At 72.9% G+C, this 14,839-nt stretch carries 15 protein-coding genes; 5 read left to right on the forward strand and 10 right to left on the reverse strand.

Annotated features, from left to right (window positions below; genetic code table 11):
- Positions 1–211 precede the first annotated feature (211 nt).
- Entirely contained in the window at positions 212–718 is a 507-nt protein-coding gene (locus AB0G13_RS23150) for a DUF402 domain-containing protein (protein ID WP_357877664.1), read from the forward strand.
- A gap of 24 nt (positions 719–742) precedes the next feature.
- Here the strand turns inward: AB0G13_RS23150 and sigJ are convergent, their stop codons facing one another.
- Positions 743–1,708 carry an RNA polymerase sigma factor SigJ gene (sigJ, locus tag AB0G13_RS23155; RefSeq protein WP_357877667.1) on the reverse strand — a complete coding sequence of 322 codons (966 nt, stop codon included), beginning with the start codon at positions 1,706–1,708 and terminating at the stop codon, positions 743–745.
- Positions 1,709–2,031: 323 nt separating this feature from the next.
- Between sigJ and AB0G13_RS23160 the strand changes: the two genes are divergently transcribed.
- The 3 genes from AB0G13_RS23160 to AB0G13_RS23170 all read left to right on the forward strand — a co-directional run bounded on the left by AB0G13_RS23160 (position 2,032) and on the right by AB0G13_RS23170 (position 4,716).
- Positions 2,032–2,952 (forward strand): PPK2 family polyphosphate kinase, encoded by a 921-nt coding sequence (locus tag AB0G13_RS23160; protein WP_357877706.1) that lies wholly within the window; start codon positions 2,032–2,034, stop codon positions 2,950–2,952.
- A 128-nt stretch (positions 2,953–3,080) separates the two neighbouring features.
- Positions 3,081–3,707 carry a DUF47 family protein gene (locus tag AB0G13_RS23165; RefSeq protein WP_088998168.1) on the forward strand — a complete coding sequence of 209 codons (627 nt, stop codon included), beginning with the start codon at positions 3,081–3,083 and terminating at the stop codon, positions 3,705–3,707.
- 4 nt (positions 3,708–3,711) lie between these two features.
- Positions 3,712–4,716: an inorganic phosphate transporter gene (locus AB0G13_RS23170; protein WP_088998169.1), complete on the forward strand. Its 1,005-nt coding sequence runs from the start codon at positions 3,712–3,714 to the stop codon at positions 4,714–4,716.
- A 64-nt stretch (positions 4,717–4,780) separates the two neighbouring features.
- On the opposite strand, the gene AB0G13_RS23175 is transcribed toward AB0G13_RS23170, so the two are convergent.
- Entirely contained in the window at positions 4,781–5,749 is a 969-nt protein-coding gene (locus tag AB0G13_RS23175; protein ID WP_357877670.1) for a Gfo/Idh/MocA family oxidoreductase, read from the reverse strand.
- Between the two features lie 71 nt (positions 5,750–5,820).
- Here AB0G13_RS23175 and AB0G13_RS23180 point away from each other — a divergent pair, with 71 nt between their 5' ends.
- Positions 5,821–6,654: an NUDIX domain-containing protein gene (locus tag AB0G13_RS23180; protein ID WP_357877673.1), complete on the forward strand. Its 834-nt coding sequence runs from the start codon at positions 5,821–5,823 to the stop codon at positions 6,652–6,654.
- Positions 6,655–6,687: 33 nt separating this feature from the next.
- Here AB0G13_RS23180 and AB0G13_RS23185 read toward each other — a convergent pair whose 3' ends face one another.
- The 8 genes from AB0G13_RS23185 to AB0G13_RS23220 all read right to left on the reverse strand — a co-directional run bounded on the left by AB0G13_RS23185 (position 6,688) and on the right by AB0G13_RS23220 (position 14,478).
- A complete protein-coding gene (locus AB0G13_RS23185) occupies positions 6,688–7,101 on the reverse strand; it encodes a VOC family protein (protein WP_357877676.1) in 414 nt (137 codons plus the stop codon).
- Between the two features lie 138 nt (positions 7,102–7,239).
- Positions 7,240–8,016: a phosphate ABC transporter ATP-binding protein PstB gene (pstB, locus tag AB0G13_RS23190; RefSeq protein WP_210832704.1), complete on the reverse strand. Its 777-nt coding sequence runs from the start codon at positions 8,014–8,016 to the stop codon at positions 7,240–7,242.
- Between the two features lie 20 nt (positions 8,017–8,036).
- On the reverse strand, positions 8,037–9,122 hold the full coding sequence (pstA, locus tag AB0G13_RS23195; RefSeq protein WP_357877680.1) for a phosphate ABC transporter permease PstA: 1,086 nt from the start codon (positions 9,120–9,122) through the stop codon (positions 8,037–8,039).
- Entirely contained in the window at positions 9,119–10,210 is a 1,092-nt protein-coding gene (gene pstC, locus AB0G13_RS23200) for a phosphate ABC transporter permease subunit PstC (protein WP_357877683.1), read from the reverse strand. The genes pstA and pstC overlap by 4 nt, the downstream gene beginning before the upstream one ends.
- 52 nt (positions 10,211–10,262) lie before the next feature.
- The gene (gene pstS, locus AB0G13_RS23205) at positions 10,263–11,366 is read right to left on the reverse strand and encodes a phosphate ABC transporter substrate-binding protein PstS (RefSeq protein ID WP_357877686.1); all 1,104 of its coding nucleotides are present in this window, start codon (positions 11,364–11,366) and stop codon (positions 10,263–10,265) included.
- Positions 11,367–11,689: 323 nt separating this feature from the next.
- Positions 11,690–12,616, reverse strand: coding sequence for a mycothiol synthase (gene mshD, locus AB0G13_RS23210; protein WP_357877689.1), 927 nt, complete (start codon positions 12,614–12,616; stop codon positions 11,690–11,692).
- A 112-nt stretch (positions 12,617–12,728) separates the two neighbouring features.
- The gene (locus AB0G13_RS23215; RefSeq protein WP_357877709.1) at positions 12,729–13,610 is read right to left on the reverse strand and encodes a polysaccharide deacetylase family protein; all 882 of its coding nucleotides are present in this window, start codon (positions 13,608–13,610) and stop codon (positions 12,729–12,731) included.
- Positions 13,611–13,758: 148 nt separating this feature from the next.
- Entirely contained in the window at positions 13,759–14,478 is a 720-nt protein-coding gene (locus AB0G13_RS23220; RefSeq protein ID WP_357877692.1) for a response regulator transcription factor, read from the reverse strand.
- Positions 14,479–14,839: the final 361 nt, after the last annotated feature.

A 14,839-nucleotide genomic window follows, 5' to 3' on the forward strand; every position in this document is an offset into this window, starting at 1 on the left:
GGCCGGGCGCCCCGCCGCCGGCCTCCGGTGCGGGGCGAGGGGGCGGCGGAACCGGTGGCGAGGCGCGGAGTCACCGTGCGACGGTACCCGCCGTCCCCGACACCGGCCGCGCCGATCCGGGCGTGGCGTCGTCACGGTACGGTCTCCCGCCGACCGCGTCCGGTTACTTCCGTGCGGCGACGGATGGGCGGTATCGGTTAGGGTGCGACTCATGCCGAGCGACGTGGTCCGCGTGATCTACCGCAAGTACGACGGCAGCGCGCACCGTGACTACCCGGCCCGCCGCCTGGCCGAGGACGACCTCGGCGTCTGGCTCGGCGTGACCGAGGGCACGAAGTCCGTCTACCACGGCCGGCCGTCGGTGGAGCAGATCCCGTTCGTCCTCCTGGTGCCGCACCACGCCTGGTGGACCGGCATGTTCAACCCGCCGCCGCGCACCAGCGAGGTCTACTGCGACATCGCCAGCCCGGCCCGCTGGGAGAACGACGACACCGTCCACCTCATCGACCTCGACCTGGACGTGGTGCGCCGCCGGACGACCGGCCTGGTGGAGCTGCGCGACGAGGACGAGTTCGCCGAGCACCGCGCCCGCTTCGGCTACCCGGACGAGGTCGTGACGCAGGCCGAGGCGGCGGCCCGGTGGCTCCTCGGGGCGCTGGACGACGGCACCGAACCGTTCGCCACGTCCTACCGGAAGTGGCTCGCCCTGGTGGTCTGACCCCGCCGGCACCGGCCCGGGGCGTCACCAGCGCGGTGGCCAGCCGTCCTCGGCCGCCAGCGGCGGCAGGTCGCCCAGCTTCTCGGGATTGAGCTGGTGGAAGACGCCGGTCACCCGGCCGCCGTCCACCGCGAGGGCGGCGACCACCCGCAGCGGCCGGCCGTCGGAGTGCGGGGTCTCCAGGTGCAGGCCCTCCACGCCGTCGACCAGCACCCGACGGGCGCGCAGCGTGCCGCCGTACCGGCCGGCCCGGCCGAACAGCCCCAGGATGAAGCGGGCCACCGCGTCGGCCCCGACGACCGGGCGCCGGGCCGCCGGGAAATGGCCGCCGCTGTCGCCGATGGCGACCACGCCCGGGGCGAGCACCCGCACCAGCGCGTCCAGCTCGCCCGACTCGACGGCGGCCACGAAGGCGGCGAGCACCCGCCGCTGCTCGGCCGCGTCGGCGGTGTGCCGGGGCGCGTCGGGCGCGTGCACCGTCCGGCGGGCCCGGGAGGCGAGCTGGCGGGCGGCGGCGTCGGTCGTGCCGAGCACCTCCGCGATCCGGGAGAACGGCACGGCGAAGACGTCGTGCAGCACGAAGGCGACCCGCTGCTCCGGTGCGAGCCGCTCCAGCACCACCATCAGGGCGGTGCCGACCTGGTCGGCGCTGACCGCCCGCTCGGCGGGGTCGGGCGCGAAGCCGTCGAGGCGCGGGCCCTGGTCGAGCGGCGTCACCACCGGCTCCGGCAGCCACTGGCCGGGGTACGCCTCCCGCCGCACCCGCGCCGAGCGGAGCACGTCCAGGCAGATCCGGGCGCAGGTGGTGGTGAGCCAGGCGCCGAGGTGCCGGATCTCGGCCCGGGCTGCGGGGTCGGCCAGCGCGGCGGCGTACCGCAGCCAGGTCTCCTGCACGGCGTCCTCCGCCTCGCTGCGGCTGCCGAGCATCCGGTGGGCCACCGCCAGCAGCCGCCCCCGCTCGGCCTCGAACTCCGCGACCAGATCCCCCACCGCCACCACCCCTCCCGCGCCCGCCCGGGCTCCCGCCGCGCTCCCGCCCCCCATCCTCCCGCCCCCCGCTCCCGCGCCCCAGGAGCGGGTCGATCATGGGGTCGTGGTGGCCCCGCGTAAGGGGCGGAAGCGTGGATTTCGCCCACCACAAGTCCATGATCGCGGGGCTGGGGGCGCGGGGAGCGGGGGCGGGGGCGCAGGGTTGGCGGGCGGGTGGGGTGGATGTGGGTGATGATCCGAGGGTGCGAGCGACTGAGGAGGGCGGCGTGGGCCGCGACGGCGGGGACCGGGCCGACGGTGTCGTGGGGCCGGTCGGGGGGACCATGCGGGAGCTGCTCCGGGTGCCGCCGGGCGGGGCGGTCGACCTCCGCTCCGTCAATCCCCGGTCGACGCCCGGGCTGCCCGGGCCGGAGGCGACCGGCCCGCGGCGCAAGGAGTGGGCCCGCGGCCAGGTCGGGCTGGTCGGCGCGGAGCTGGGCCGGCAGCAGGAGATGCTCTTCGCCGACGCGAAGACCCGGGAGGCGGGCCGACCCGCTGGCGCGGGCGGGCCGGGCGCGGCTGCCGGGCGCCGGGTGCTGCTGGTCCTCCAGGCGATGGACTGCGGCGGCAAGGACGGCACGATCAGGCGGGTGGCCGGCGCGATGAACCCGCTGGGGCTGCACGTCCGCTCGTTCGGCCCGCCCACCCCCGAGGAGCTGCGGCACGACTTCCTGTGGCGGATCCGGCGGGCGCTCCCGCCGCCCGGCCACGTCGGGGTCTTCAACCGCTCGCACTACGAGGACGTGCTCGTGGCCCGCGTCGAGTCGCTGGTGCCCGAGCCGATCTGGCAGGCCAGGTACGACGAGATCAACGCCTTCGAGCGGGAGCAGGTCGACGCCGGGGTGACCCTGGTGAAGGTGCTGCTGCACATCTCGTACGCCGAGCAGGGCCGGCGGCTGCTGGAACGGCTGGACGAGCCGCGCAAGCACTGGAAGTACGACCCCTCGGACGTCGACGCCCGCGCCCGCTGGGACGACTACCAGGCCGCGTACGCCGAGGCCCTGAGCCGGTGCGGCACGGACGCCGCGCCCTGGTACGTGGTGCCGGCGGACCGCAAGTGGTACCGGGACTGGGCCGTCGCGCACCTGCTCCGCGAGACGTTCGACACCCTCGATCTCGGGTATCCGCCTGCCGGCTTCGACGTCCGGCGCGAACGGGAGCGGCTGCTGGGACCGAGAGAAGGGGCGCAAGTGAACGGCAGGTGAACGACCGGTGAATGTGGTCTGACCAGGGGGAGGCCGCGCAATTCCCGGTTCCGTCGTTTTCTAGCATTCCCAGGCGGGCACCCTCCGGGCGACCGACACCCTTCCACCGACACGACGAGGTCCGTGCTGTGAAGTTTTCCTTCCGCCCGAACGAGGGCGCCTTTTACGAGCTCTTCACCAGGGCCGCGCAGAACCTGGTGAAGGGCACCGAGCTGCTCAACGAGCTGGCCCTCCCCGGGGTGGAGGTGCAGTCGGTCAGCGAGCGGCTCACCGAGGTGGAGCACGACAGCGACCAGATCACCCACGAGCTGTACAAGAAGATCAACTCGACCTTCATCACCCCGTTCGACCGGGAGGACATCTACCGGCTCGGGTCGCTGCTGGACGACGTGATGGACCACCTCGAGGCGGTCGGCAACCTGCTCTACCTCTACGGCCTGACCAAGCTCCCCTCGCTGCCCCGCGAGATGCACGAGATGGTCAACGTCCTCGACGCGCAGGCGAAGCTGACCGCCGACGCGATGCCGCGACTGAAGTCGATGAAGGACCTCGAGGACTACTGGATCGAGTGCAACCGGCTGGAGAACGACGGCGACCAGGTGTACCGGATGCTGCTGGTCCGCCTCTTCTCCGGCGAGTACGACGCGCTGACCGTGCTGAAGATGAAGGAGGTCGCCGACGAGCTGGAGGCCGCCTGCGACGCCTTCGAGCACGTGGCCAACACCGTCGAGACCATCGCGGTCAAGGAGTCCTGATCCTGTGAGTCCCGAACTCATCGCCGTGCTGGCGGTGATCGCGGTGGCGTTGGCGTTCGACTACACCAACGGCTTCCACGACGCCGCCAACGCGATCGCGACCAGCATCTCCACCCGGGCGCTCACACCCCGGGTGGCCCTGGCCATGGCGGCGGTCGGCAACTTCATCGGCGCGCACTTCGGCGCCGAGGTGGCCAAGACCGTCGGCAGCGGCCTGGTGAAACTACCCACCGGCACGGCGAGCCTCGGCATCGTCTTCGCCGGCGTGATCGGCGCGATCGTCTGGAACCTCGTCACCTGGTACTTCGGCCTGCCGTCGTCCTCGTCGCACGCGCTGATCGGCGGCCTCGTCGGCTCGACCGTCGCCGCGTCCGGCACGGTGCTCTGGACCGGCATCGGGGAGAGCGTGATCATCCCGATGGTGCTCTCGCCGATGGTCGGCTTCCTGCTCGGCTACATCGTCATGATCGCCGTGCAGTGGATCTTCCGGAAGGGGCACCCGGGCCGGCTCAACCGGGGCTTCCGCTGGGCGCAGACCGCGTCCGCCGCCGCCATGTCGGTCGGCCACGGCATGCAGGACGCCGCCAAGACCATCGGCATCGTGGTGCTCGCCCTCTACGTCGGCGGCTACCAGGACGACCCCAGCTTCATCCCGGAGTGGGCGTTCTGGACCTCGGCCGCCGTGCTGGCTGCCGGCACGTACGCCGGTGGTTGGCGGATCATCCGGACGCTGGGCCGGAAGATCATCGACCTGCGGCCGCCGGAGGGCTTCGCCGCCGAGACCGTGGCCAGCGGGGTGCTCTACTTCAACGCGCTGGTCCTCGGCGCGCCGATCTCGACGACCCACACGATCACCTCGGCGATCATGGGCGTCGGCGCCACCAAGCGGCTCTCCGCCGTCCGGTGGGGCGTGGCCGGCAACATCGTCGGCGCGTGGATCCTCACCTTCCCGGCCGCCGGCTCGATCGGCGCCCTGATGTACTTCCTGGTCCGCCCGCTGTTCAGCTGAGCCGCGACGAAGGGCCCCCTGCCGACGCACGACGCGTCGGCAGGGGGCCCTTCGCGCGCACCCGTCAGGAGTAGTCGACGCCGATCTGGGCGCGGATGGAGTCGAGGAGCGCCATCACCTCCAGCGTGGCGGCGTGGGGGACCAGGGGGCTCTCCAGGAGGCCCTCGGCGAGACAGCGCTGGACCTCGACGGCCTCGTACTGGTAGCCGCCGCCGACCAGCTCGTCGGTGATCGTCTCCGGCTCGGCGCCGGCCCGGTGCAGGGTCAGCGAGCCGGGGCGGAAGAACGGCTCGGGCAGGTCGATCCGGCCGGTGGTGCCGGTGACCGAGGCGACCAGCGGGGGCGCCCCGACCATGCCGCAGCTCAGCGTGGCGACCGCGCCCGAGTCGTAGCCGAGGACGATGCCGGTGTTCTCGTCCACCCCCTCCGGGCTCAGCCTGGCCCAGGCCCGGACGTGGTCGGGCACGCCGAGCAGCAGGTGGGCCAGGCTGACCGGGTAGACGCCGAGGTCGAGCAGGGCGCCGCCGCCGAGGGTGCGGGCCCGCATCCGGTGCTCCGGCGGGAACGGCCCGGCCACCCCGAAGTCGGCCCGGACGCCGGTCACCGTGCCGATCGCGCCGTCGGCGACCAGCTCGCGGAGCCGGCGGACGAGCGGGTTCGTCCGCATCCACATGGCCTCCATGAGGAAGACCCCGGCCGCGCGGGCGGTCTCCACCAGCTCGACGCTGGTCGCCAGGTCGAGGGTGAACGGCTTCTCCAGCAGCACCGCCCGGCCGGCCGCGAGGCAGGCCATGGCCGCCTCGTGGTGCGCGGCGTGCGGGGTGGCGACGTAGACGACGTCCAGCTCGTCGTCCGCGGCGAGTTCCGCCCAGGAGGCGTACGCCCGCGGCACGCCGTGCCGGGCCGCGAACCGCTCCGCGCTCTCGGCGGTACGCGAGCCGACCGCCGCGAGTTCGGCGCCCGGGACCAGACGCAGGTCCTCGGCGAAACGGGCGGCGATGTTGCCGGTGGCCAGGATGCCCCATCGAGTCATGCCGGCCACGCTAGCGAAGATCATCCGACGGCGGCGCGGGCGATCCACCCGTCGGGAACTAGGCTCGGCCCATGACGATCGACGCCGACGGCTTCCCCGCACCCCCGGCGCTCGTGGCGCACGCCCGCCGGTTCCGGGCCGAGGGCGGCACCCCGGCGGCGCCCCGGGTCGCGGCCACCGTGCTGCTGCTCCGCCCCGCCGGCGACGACTTCGAGGTGTACCTGATCCGACGGGTCGCCGCGATGGCCTTCGGCGGGATGTACGCCTTCCCCGGCGGCGGGGTCGACCCCTCGGACTCGCAGGCGCACCCGGACTGGGCCGGCCCGACGCCGGCCGGGTGGGGCGAGCGGCTGGGGCTGACCCCAGAGGCCGCCCAGGCGGTCGTCTGTGCCGCCGCCCGGGAGGTGTTCGAGGAGGCCGGCGTCCTGCTCGCCGGCCCCGACGCGCAGACCGTGGTGGGCGACGTGAGCGGTGACGACTGGGAGGCCGACCGGGTGGCGCTGGAGCAGCGCCGGGGCGGCTTCGCGGACCTGCTCGCCCGGCGCGGGCTCACCCTCCGGTCGGACCTGCTGCTGCCGTGGAGCCGGTGGATCACGCCGGAGTTCGAGCCGCGCCGCTTCGACACGTACTTCTTCGTGGCCCTGCTGCCGGAGGGGCAGCGGACCCGGGACGTCTCCGGCGAGGCCGACCACACCCTGTGGGTCCGCCCGGCGGACGCCCTGGCCCGGGCGGAGGCGGGTGAGCTGACCATGCTCCCGCCCACGCTGGTGAGCCTGGCCCAGGTGGCGGCCGGCGGCGACCTGGCCGGCGTCGCCCGCGCGGCGGCGACCCGGGACGCGGCCACCCCGGTCACCCCCCGCCTCGACGTGCCCGACGACGGCGAGCCCCGGTTCGTGCTGGGCTGACTGTGGTCGCTTCGTGCGCGGAGGTCGGCGAGGCTAGGCCACGAAGATGCAGAACGGGTGACCGGACCGGTCCGCGAACACGTACAACGGCTCGTCGGGGTCATCGGTCCGGTCGAGCAGCAGTTCCGCGCCCAGGGCCTCCGCCCGCGCACGCTGCCTCTCCAACTCGGACGCGTTCGAGACCGTGAGGTCGAGGTGCAACTGCATCGGCACGTCGTGCCGGGGCCAGGTGGTCCGAGGCAGGCGATCGACAAGTTGGAAGGCGAGCCGGGCCGCTCCGTCGGAGTCTGTGAGCACGAGCCAGTCCGGGGCGTCGGCCGTCCCGTCCGTCGGTGGTTCGTCACCAGGTCGGTACCGCAGCCCGAGCAGCTGCCGGTAGAACTCGGCAAGCTCTCGTGGGTTCGTGCTGTCGAGCACGGTGTGCAGCAACCGGGGATATTCGGACATGCCCGTCCTCCGCATCGACCGTAGGCGTTTCCCGACTCTAGAGCAGAACCCGGGGCGCTGCCGGGCTTGCCGCAGCGTGGGCCCGGGAAGGGAAGGGCCCCTTCCCGGGAGAGCGGGAAGGGGCCACTGCCTCGCCGCTCAGCCGAAGCGGCCGGTGATGTAGTCCTCGGTCTTCTTCACGCCGGGGTTGCTGAAGATCTTCTGCGTGTTGTCGTACTCGATGAGGCGACCCGGGTCGCCGGTCTTCTCGATCGAGAAGAAGGCGGTCCGGTCCGAGACGCGGGCGGCCTGCTGCATGTTGTGCGTGACGATGATGATGGTGAACTTGTCCTTGAGCTGGAACATCAGGTCCTCGATGGCCAGCGTGGAGATCGGGTCGAGCGCCGAGCAGGGCTCGTCCATCAGCACCACCTGCGGCTCGACGGCGATCGTCCGGGCGATGCAGAGCCGCTGCTGCTGACCGCCGGAGAGGCCGGCGCCGGGCTTGCCGAGCCGGTCCTTCACCTCGTCCCAGAGGTTGGCCGAGCGCAGCGCCCGCTCGGCCGCCTCGTCCAGGATCGACTTCCTGCGGACGCCGTTGAGCCGCAGCCCGGCGACCACGTTCTCGAAGATGCTCATGGTGGGGAACGGGTTCGGCCGCTGGAAGACCATGCCGATCATGCGCCGGACGGCGGTGACGTCCACGTCCCGGTCGTAGATGTCCTGGTCGTCGATGGTGAGGCTGCCCTCGACCCGGGCGCCGGGGAGCACCTCGTGCATCCGGTTGATCGACCGCAGGAAGGTGGACTTGCCGCAGCCGGACGGGCCGATCAGGGCGGTCACCGTCTTCGGCTCGACCGTCAGGTTGATGTTCTCGATCGCCTTGAAGGCGCCGTAGTAGGCGGTGACGTTCGAGGCTTCGATGCGCTTGGCCATGGTGGTGGTACCTCCGGGGTTCATCGGCCGAGCCGGTTGCGACGGGCCAGCAGCTTCGCCGCGACGGTCAGGATCAGCACGAGGGCGACCAGGGTGAGTGCCGCGGTCCACGCCCGCGCCGGCGCGTACCGTGACGCGTCACCGGCCTGCTGGTAGACGAAGAGGGCCAGCGACGACTGGTTGTTCTCGAACGGGTTGAAGTTGATCGCCGCGCCGCCGCCGGCGACGAGCAGCACCGGGGCGGTCTCGCCGGCCGCGCGGGCGATGGCGAGCATGACGCCGGTGACGATGCCCGGCAGGGCGGTCGGCAGCACGACCCGCAGGATGGTCTTCCACTTCGGCACGCCGAGGGCGTACGCCCCCTCGCGCAGCGGCGCCGGGACGAGACGCAGCATCTCCTCGGTGGAGCGGACCACGGTGGGCAGCATCAGCACGCTCAGCGCGAGCGCGGCGGCGAAGCCGGAGAAGCTGGGCCGCCCGTCGTTGAACCACGGCGAGACGATCAGCACCCAGAACGCCAGCACGAACAGGCCGGCGACGATCGACGGGATGCCCGTCATCACGTCCACGAAGAACCGGATCGTGAGGGCGAACCGCCCCCGGCCGTACTCGACGATGTAGATCGCGCAGAGGATGCCGAGCGGGACGGTGATCAGGGCGGCGATGCCGACCTGCTGGAGCGTGCCGACGATCGCGTGGTACGCGCCGCCGTTCGGGTCCCGCGCGCCGATGTTGTTCATCGAGGTGAGGAAGAAGTCGGCGTCCAGGCGTTCCGCGCCCTTGCTGACCAGGGTCCAGACCACCGACGCCAGCGGCAGGACGGCCAGCACGAACGCGGAGTGGATCAGCGCGCTCCAGGTGCGGTTGCGGGCGGACCGCCGCCCCTCGACGCGGTTCGCGGCGGCGAACAGGCCGGCCAGGTAGAGCAGCGCGCCGAGGACCACGACCAGCACGGGGCCGCCCGTGTCGGTGCCGTACACGAACGCGGCGGCGACCAGCAGGGCGGCTGCCGCGATGGCCGGCGCGGCGTACTTCGGCAGGCGCCGGGCCCGCAGCGTGGGCGGCTGGGCCGGCGGGCGGGTCCGGTGCGATGCAACAGTGGTCATGCGGCCGACTCCGTGAACTCCCGGCGGCGGTGGATGATCGCCCGCGCCGTGATGTTGACGATCAGCGTGATGGCGAAGAGCACGAGGCCCGAGGCGATCAGCGCGCCCCGACCCGTGTCGTTCGCCTCGCCGAACGTGTTGGCGATGTTGGCGGCGATGGTGTTGCCGCCGCTCTCGATGAGGTTGAACGAGATGCCGAAGGTGATGCCGAGGGTCATCGCCAGGGCGATGGTCTCGCCGAGCGCCCGGCCCAGGCCGAGCATCACGGCGGCGACGATGCCGGGGCGGCCGTACGGCAGCACCGCGGTGCGGATCATCTCCCAGCGGGTGGCACCGAGGGCGAGGGCGGCCTCCTCGTTGGCGGTCGGGGTCTGCAGGAACACCTCGCGGGAGAGCGAGGTGATGATCGGCAGCACCATGATCGCCAGGACCAGCGCGCCCAGCATGATGGACTTCCCGAACGGGCCGTCGCCCCCGAAGATCGGGATCCAGCCGAAGTACGTGTTCAGCCAGGCGGAGAAGTCCCGCACCGGGTTGATGAAGACGTCGCGGCCCCAGAGGCCGAAGACCACGCTCGGCACCGCGGCCAGCAGGTCGATCAGGAAGCCCAGCGTGGTGCCGAGCCGGCGCGGCGCGTAGTGGGACAGGTAGAGGGCGATGCCCAGGGCCACCGGCACCGCGATGAGCAGGGCCAGCGCGGAGCTGAGCACGGTGCCGAAGGCGAGCGCCCCGATGCCGAACTTCGGCTCCGCGTCGTTCGGGAACCAGCCCTCGAAGGTCCAGAAGCTCTCGGTGTTGGCCCGTAGCGCCGGCACCGCCTTGGCGACCAGGAAGACCGCGATCGCCGCGATGACGACCAGGACGGCGGTGCCGGCGGCGAGGGTGAGGGCGCGGAAGGCCCGTTCGGCGCCGAACGCGCGGGCCCGGGGCAGCGCGCCGCCGCCGCCCAAGCCGGCTCCGCCCGGGGTACGGGTGCTGACTGGTGCCTCGGCCAGACGCGCCGAGGCACCGGCGGGCCGGTCGTGACCTTCGGTCACGCGCGTCCCGCCGGTGCCGGCGTGGGCCGAGCGGTGAGGGGTTTCACCCATCTGCTCGCTCGCTTCGCGTTGAGGTGGTGGTGACGGTGTCGATGCGGACGGCTCAGGCGAGGTTCTTGACCGCGGCCTCGACCTTGGCGCGGACCGACTCGGGCAGCGGGGCGTAGCCCAGCTCGGTCAGGTCGGCCTGGCCCTCGGTGCTGGCGGCGTGGCCGAGGAAGCCCTTGACCAGCGGGAGCTTGTCGGCGGCGAGGCCCTTGGTGCAGACGATCTCGTAGGTCACCAGGACGATCGGGTAGGCCCCGGCCTCCTTGGTGTTGTAGTCGATCTTCATCTTCAGGTCGTCGCCCTGGCCGACCACCTCGGCGCCGGCGATGGTCTTGCCGGCCGACTCGGCGGTCAGCTCGGCGAACTCACCCGCGCCGTTGCCGACCTTCGCGGTCTTCAGGCCGCCGTTCTCGGCGTACGACCACTCGACGTAGCCGATGGTGCCGTCCTGGCCCTTGATCGCGCTGGCCACGCCGTCGGACTTCGCCGCGCCGGTGCCGCCCGGGGCCTTCCACTCCTTGGCCTTGCCGAAGGTCCAGTCGGACGCGGCGGTCTTGGCGAGAAAGTCGGTGAAGTTGTCGGTGGTGCCGGAGGAGTCCGAGCGGTGCACCGCGTTGATGGCGGTCGACGGCAGCTTGGCGTCCGGGTTGTCGGCCTTGATCGCCGGGTCGTCCCACTTGGTCACCTTGCCGGCGAAGATCTTCGCCAGGGTGGCCGGCTTGAGCTGGAGGTTGTCCACGCCGCTGACGTTGTAGGCGATGGCGACCGGGCCGATCACCATCGGCAGGTTGATCGCGGCGCCGCCGACGCACTTGGCGTTGGCCTGCGGCTGCTCCTCCTCCTTCAGAGCGGAGTCCGAGCCGGCGAAGTCGGCGGTGCCGGCGATGAAGGCCTGGATGCCGGCGCCCGAGCCGGAGGGCTCGTAGTTGATCTTGGCGCCCGAGCACTTCTGCTGGTATGCCTTGATCCACTCGTCCATCGCGTTCTTCTGCGCCGACGAGCCCTGGGCGTTCAGCGTGCCGGTGGCGCAGTCGGCGGCGGCCGACCCGGAGGCGGAGGCGCTGCTCGCGGGCTCGTTGTTGTCCGAGCCGCATGCGCTGAGAGCGAGCGTCGCGGTAAGAGCGAGGCAGGCGAGAGTGCCGTGCCGCTGGAGCTTCACCTGAGGGGTTTCCCTTCACGTCTGACTTCGCACCCGGATTGGGGCCCGGGGTGCCGGCGCTGACCGGCTGATCCAAAAGTTAGGAGCGCCAGGTAGCCGGTTCGCCGGTCAGAAGTGAACGGGGGGTGAACAGGTGCGGCAGCGCAGATGACCGCTCGCTGAGGGTGAGTTGTCCGTTAAGTGAACTCGGATGCCCCTGTCGGAAGTATGGGGATTTTCCCGGTAGGGCGTCATCTCCCGGATGCGTCGCCGTCATCCGACGGTGACCCGTGCCGGGCGGCACGCGCGGGCCCGGGCCGCCGCGACCCGGGCCCGCGCCGGCGTCAGGCCGACTGGTAGTTGACGTGCGCCGACCAGCGGGCGAAGCCGAGCCGCTCGTAGAGCGCGACCGCGGCGGTGTTCGACTCGTCGACGTAGAGCATGACCCGGTCCAGGTCCCGCCGGTCCCGCAGGTACGCCAGCCCGGCCGCGGTCAGCGCCCGGCCCAGCCCGCCGCGGTGGGCCGACGGGTCCACGCCGAGGACGTAGACCTCGCCGATCCGGGCCGAGCCGGCCCGCTCGTGGACCTTCGTCCAGTGGAAGCCGAGCAGCCGACCGGTGGACCCGTCGACGGCGAGCAGGAAGCCCTCCGGGTCGAACCACGGCTCGGCGAGGCGTACCCGCAGGTCGGCGGGGGACCAGCGACCCTGTTCCGGGTGCTCGGCGAAGGCTCGCGCGTTGAGCGCCAGCCACTCCTCGTCGTCGGCGCCGGGCCGGAACGCGCGCAGCGTCACCCCGTCCGGCAACGGGTGGTCGGGGATCGGGGCGGTCAGCGGCCGGCGCAGCTGCCAGAGCACCCGCGCCCGGCGCAGGCCCAGGTCGACGGCGAGCGCGGCGGCCGAGGGGTGGTCGCCGTGCGCCCACACCCGCAGTGGGCCGTCGGCCGCCGCCAGGACGCCCCGGGCCAGCGCCCGACCCGCCCCGCGCCGCCGGTACGCCGGGTGCACCACCAGTTCCACCCCGACCCCCGCGCCCGGGTCGGTGGTGTCCAGGTGCGCGTACCCGGTCAGTGTGCCGTCGTCCGCACGGGTGGTCAGGTGCACCGCGGGTGCGTCCGGGTCGCGGAGCCGGAGCAGGACGTGCTCGTCGAACGGGTCCGCCCCGTCCGCGTCGCCGGCGACCCGTGCGAGGGTCGTCACGTCGGCGATCTCTGTGGGGCTGAGGCGCTCGGCCCGGGTCACCCGGCCGCTGCTCGCTTCGGGGTTGCTCATGACGTCACCGTAGTCGGGTCGACCCCCGGCGCCGCCGCGCTCGGTCGGCCGCCGGGCGGTACGGCGGTCGTCGCCCGGCCGGCCCCCCGTGTCGAACCGTCCGCCAACCGGCTCACGTCGCCCCGTCGGGCAGCGCCTCCACCTGGAACCGGCTGGTCAGGGCCGGCAGGATGCGGTGCAACGCGTCCACGGTGCCCTGCCGGTCGCCGCCGGCGTCGTGCAGCAGCACGACCGAGCCGGGTACGACGTCCGCCACGACCGTCGCCGCGATCGGGCCGGCTCCCGGCACCTCCCAGTCCGCCGGGTCCACCGTCCAGTGCAGCGGCGTCATGCCGAGCTCCTGGGACACCGACACCACCTGGCCCGTCCAGGCGCCACCGGGCTGCCGGTAGTACGCGATCCGCGCGTCGGGCACCGCCGCCCGGATGGCCGCGCTGGTGCGCAGCAGGTCCGCCCGGATGGCGGCCGGCGACCGTTGGCCGAGGGTGACGTCGTGGTTCCAGCTGTGGTTGCACAGGGTGTGCCCGTCGGCCGCGATGGCCCGGATCAGGTCCGGGTGGCTCTGCGCGTTCTCACCGACCACGCAGAAGGTGGCCCGCACCCGGTGCTCGCGGAGCAGGGCGAGCACCTGCGGGGTGTACTGCGGGTCCGGCCCGTCGTCGAAGGTCAGCGCGACCAGCGAGGTGCCGCTGGTGGTCTGCGTGCCGAACGGCCCGTCGGTCGGGCCCGGCGACGGCGTGCCGTCGGGGCCGGGGCCGCCGTCCTGCCCGGCCTCCGTCGGGCCGCTGCTCGGGTCGCCCTCCTTCGTGGGGCGGGGAGTGTCGCTCGCCGGTGGTTGGTCGGCGTAGTGCGGGCCGGTGGCACTGGTGGCGACGCGGGACTTCGGCGGGTCGGGGACCAGGCTGCGGCCGAGGGCGTACGCGGAGCCGAGCAGCCCGACGACCACCAGCGCGACGAGACCGATGGTGCGCGCCGCCGAGGGATCCCGGATCAGTGGGCCCGTCCGTGCCGATCCGCCGCCGCCCCCGTGGTTGATGCGCACCCCGCCGCCCCCTTTTTGTCGCAAACCCGGCAGTCAGAATAGAACCGGCGAGATGCTCAAAAAGGGATGTAAGTGAAACCTTCCCCGAAGGAGGGGAAAATCAGACCGGCAGGGGCGCGTGCTCGCTCTCCGGCAGGGAACGGGAGGGCGGTACGACGAACTTGTAGCCCACCTGCCGCACCGTGCCGATCATCGACTCGTACTCGGAGCCGAGCTTGGCGCGCAGCCGCCGGACGTGCACGTCGACGGTGCGGGTGCCGCCGAAGTAGTCGTAGCCCCACACCTCGCGCAGGAGCTGGTCCCGGGTGAACACCCGGCCCGGGTGCTGGGCCAGGAACTTCAGCAGCTCGAACTCCTTGTAGGTGAGGTCGAGCGGCCGGCCCTTGAGTTTCGCGGCGTAGGTGTCCGGGTCGATCGTCAGCTCGCCGGCGCGGATCGAGCCGCCCGCCCCGGCGGTGGCGTTGCTCAGCCGCCCGACGGCGAGGCGCAGCCGGGCCTCCACCTCGGCCGGGCCGGCCGTGGCGAGGATGACGTCGTCGACGCCCCAGTCGGCGTTGAGCGCGATGAGGCCGGCCTCGGTGACCACCGCGACCAGCGGCACCCCGAGCCCGGTGGCGTGCAGCATCCGGCAGGTCGCCCGGGCCTCGCTCAGCTCGGAGCGGGCGTCGACCAGCACCACGTCCGGACTGGGGCCGGCGACCAGCGTGCGGACGTCGCGGGGCGCGGTGCGGACCGAGTGCGGCAGCAGGTCGAGCGCCGGCAGCACTGCGGATGGTTCGCCTGCGCGCGCGGTCACCAGCAGCAGGATCTCCACGATCACCTCCGTCCCGGCGGCCGTCGGCCGCGCGCGACCAGCGCACTCCGCGGCGGGGTGTGGCGCTGATGAACTTGCGTGGGTCCCGGCGTCGCTGACGGGGCGGGTAACGGGTCGAGCGTAACCGATTGCCCCGGTCGCGCCTCCGCGTCCTTTCCCGTTTGCCCGGCTTGCCCGTGATCGTGCCCCAGGTTTTAACGTTGCCGAAACCGTGACCCGCGCGTCGGCCGGCCGGTCTGGCACGATCGGGGCGTGTTTCCCTCCAGCTCGCCCGAGACCGGCCGCGACCAGTGGCCCGACGGGCCCCGCCCCGGGCCGTCCGGCCCCTCCCGTGGCCAGCCGCCGGCGCCGCGCACCGGGCCGGCCC

Origin of the sequence: Micromonospora sp. NPDC023633 (assembly GCF_040640035.1) — a bacterium.
Lineage (GTDB): Bacteria > Actinomycetota > Actinomycetes > Mycobacteriales > Micromonosporaceae > Micromonospora.

Bases quoted from the DNA above. Each gene is read 5' to 3' on its own strand.
- pstB (WP_210832704.1), bottom strand. From the start codon at position 8,016: ATGGCCAAGCGCATCGAAGCCTCGAACGTCACCGCCTACTACGGCGCC.
- AB0G13_RS23150 (WP_357877664.1), top strand. From the start codon at position 212: ATGCCGAGCGACGTGGTCCGCGTGATCTACCGCAAGTACGACGGCAGC.
- AB0G13_RS23175 (WP_357877670.1), bottom strand. From the start codon at position 5,749: ATGACTCGATGGGGCATCCTGGCCACCGGCAACATCGCCGCCCGTTTC.
- AB0G13_RS23185 (WP_357877676.1), bottom strand. From the start codon at position 7,101: ATGTCCGAATATCCCCGGTTGCTGCACACCGTGCTCGACAGCACGAAC.
- AB0G13_RS23160 (WP_357877706.1), top strand. From the start codon at position 2,032: ATGCGGGAGCTGCTCCGGGTGCCGCCGGGCGGGGCGGTCGACCTCCGC.
- pstA (WP_357877680.1), bottom strand. From the start codon at position 9,122: ATGACCACTGTTGCATCGCACCGGACCCGCCCGCCGGCCCAGCCGCCC.
- mshD (WP_357877689.1), bottom strand. From the start codon at position 12,616: ATGAGCAACCCCGAAGCGAGCAGCGGCCGGGTGACCCGGGCCGAGCGC.
- pstC (WP_357877683.1), bottom strand. From the start codon at position 10,210: ATGGGTGAAACCCCTCACCGCTCGGCCCACGCCGGCACCGGCGGGACG.
- AB0G13_RS23180 (WP_357877673.1), top strand. From the start codon at position 5,821: ATGACGATCGACGCCGACGGCTTCCCCGCACCCCCGGCGCTCGTGGCG.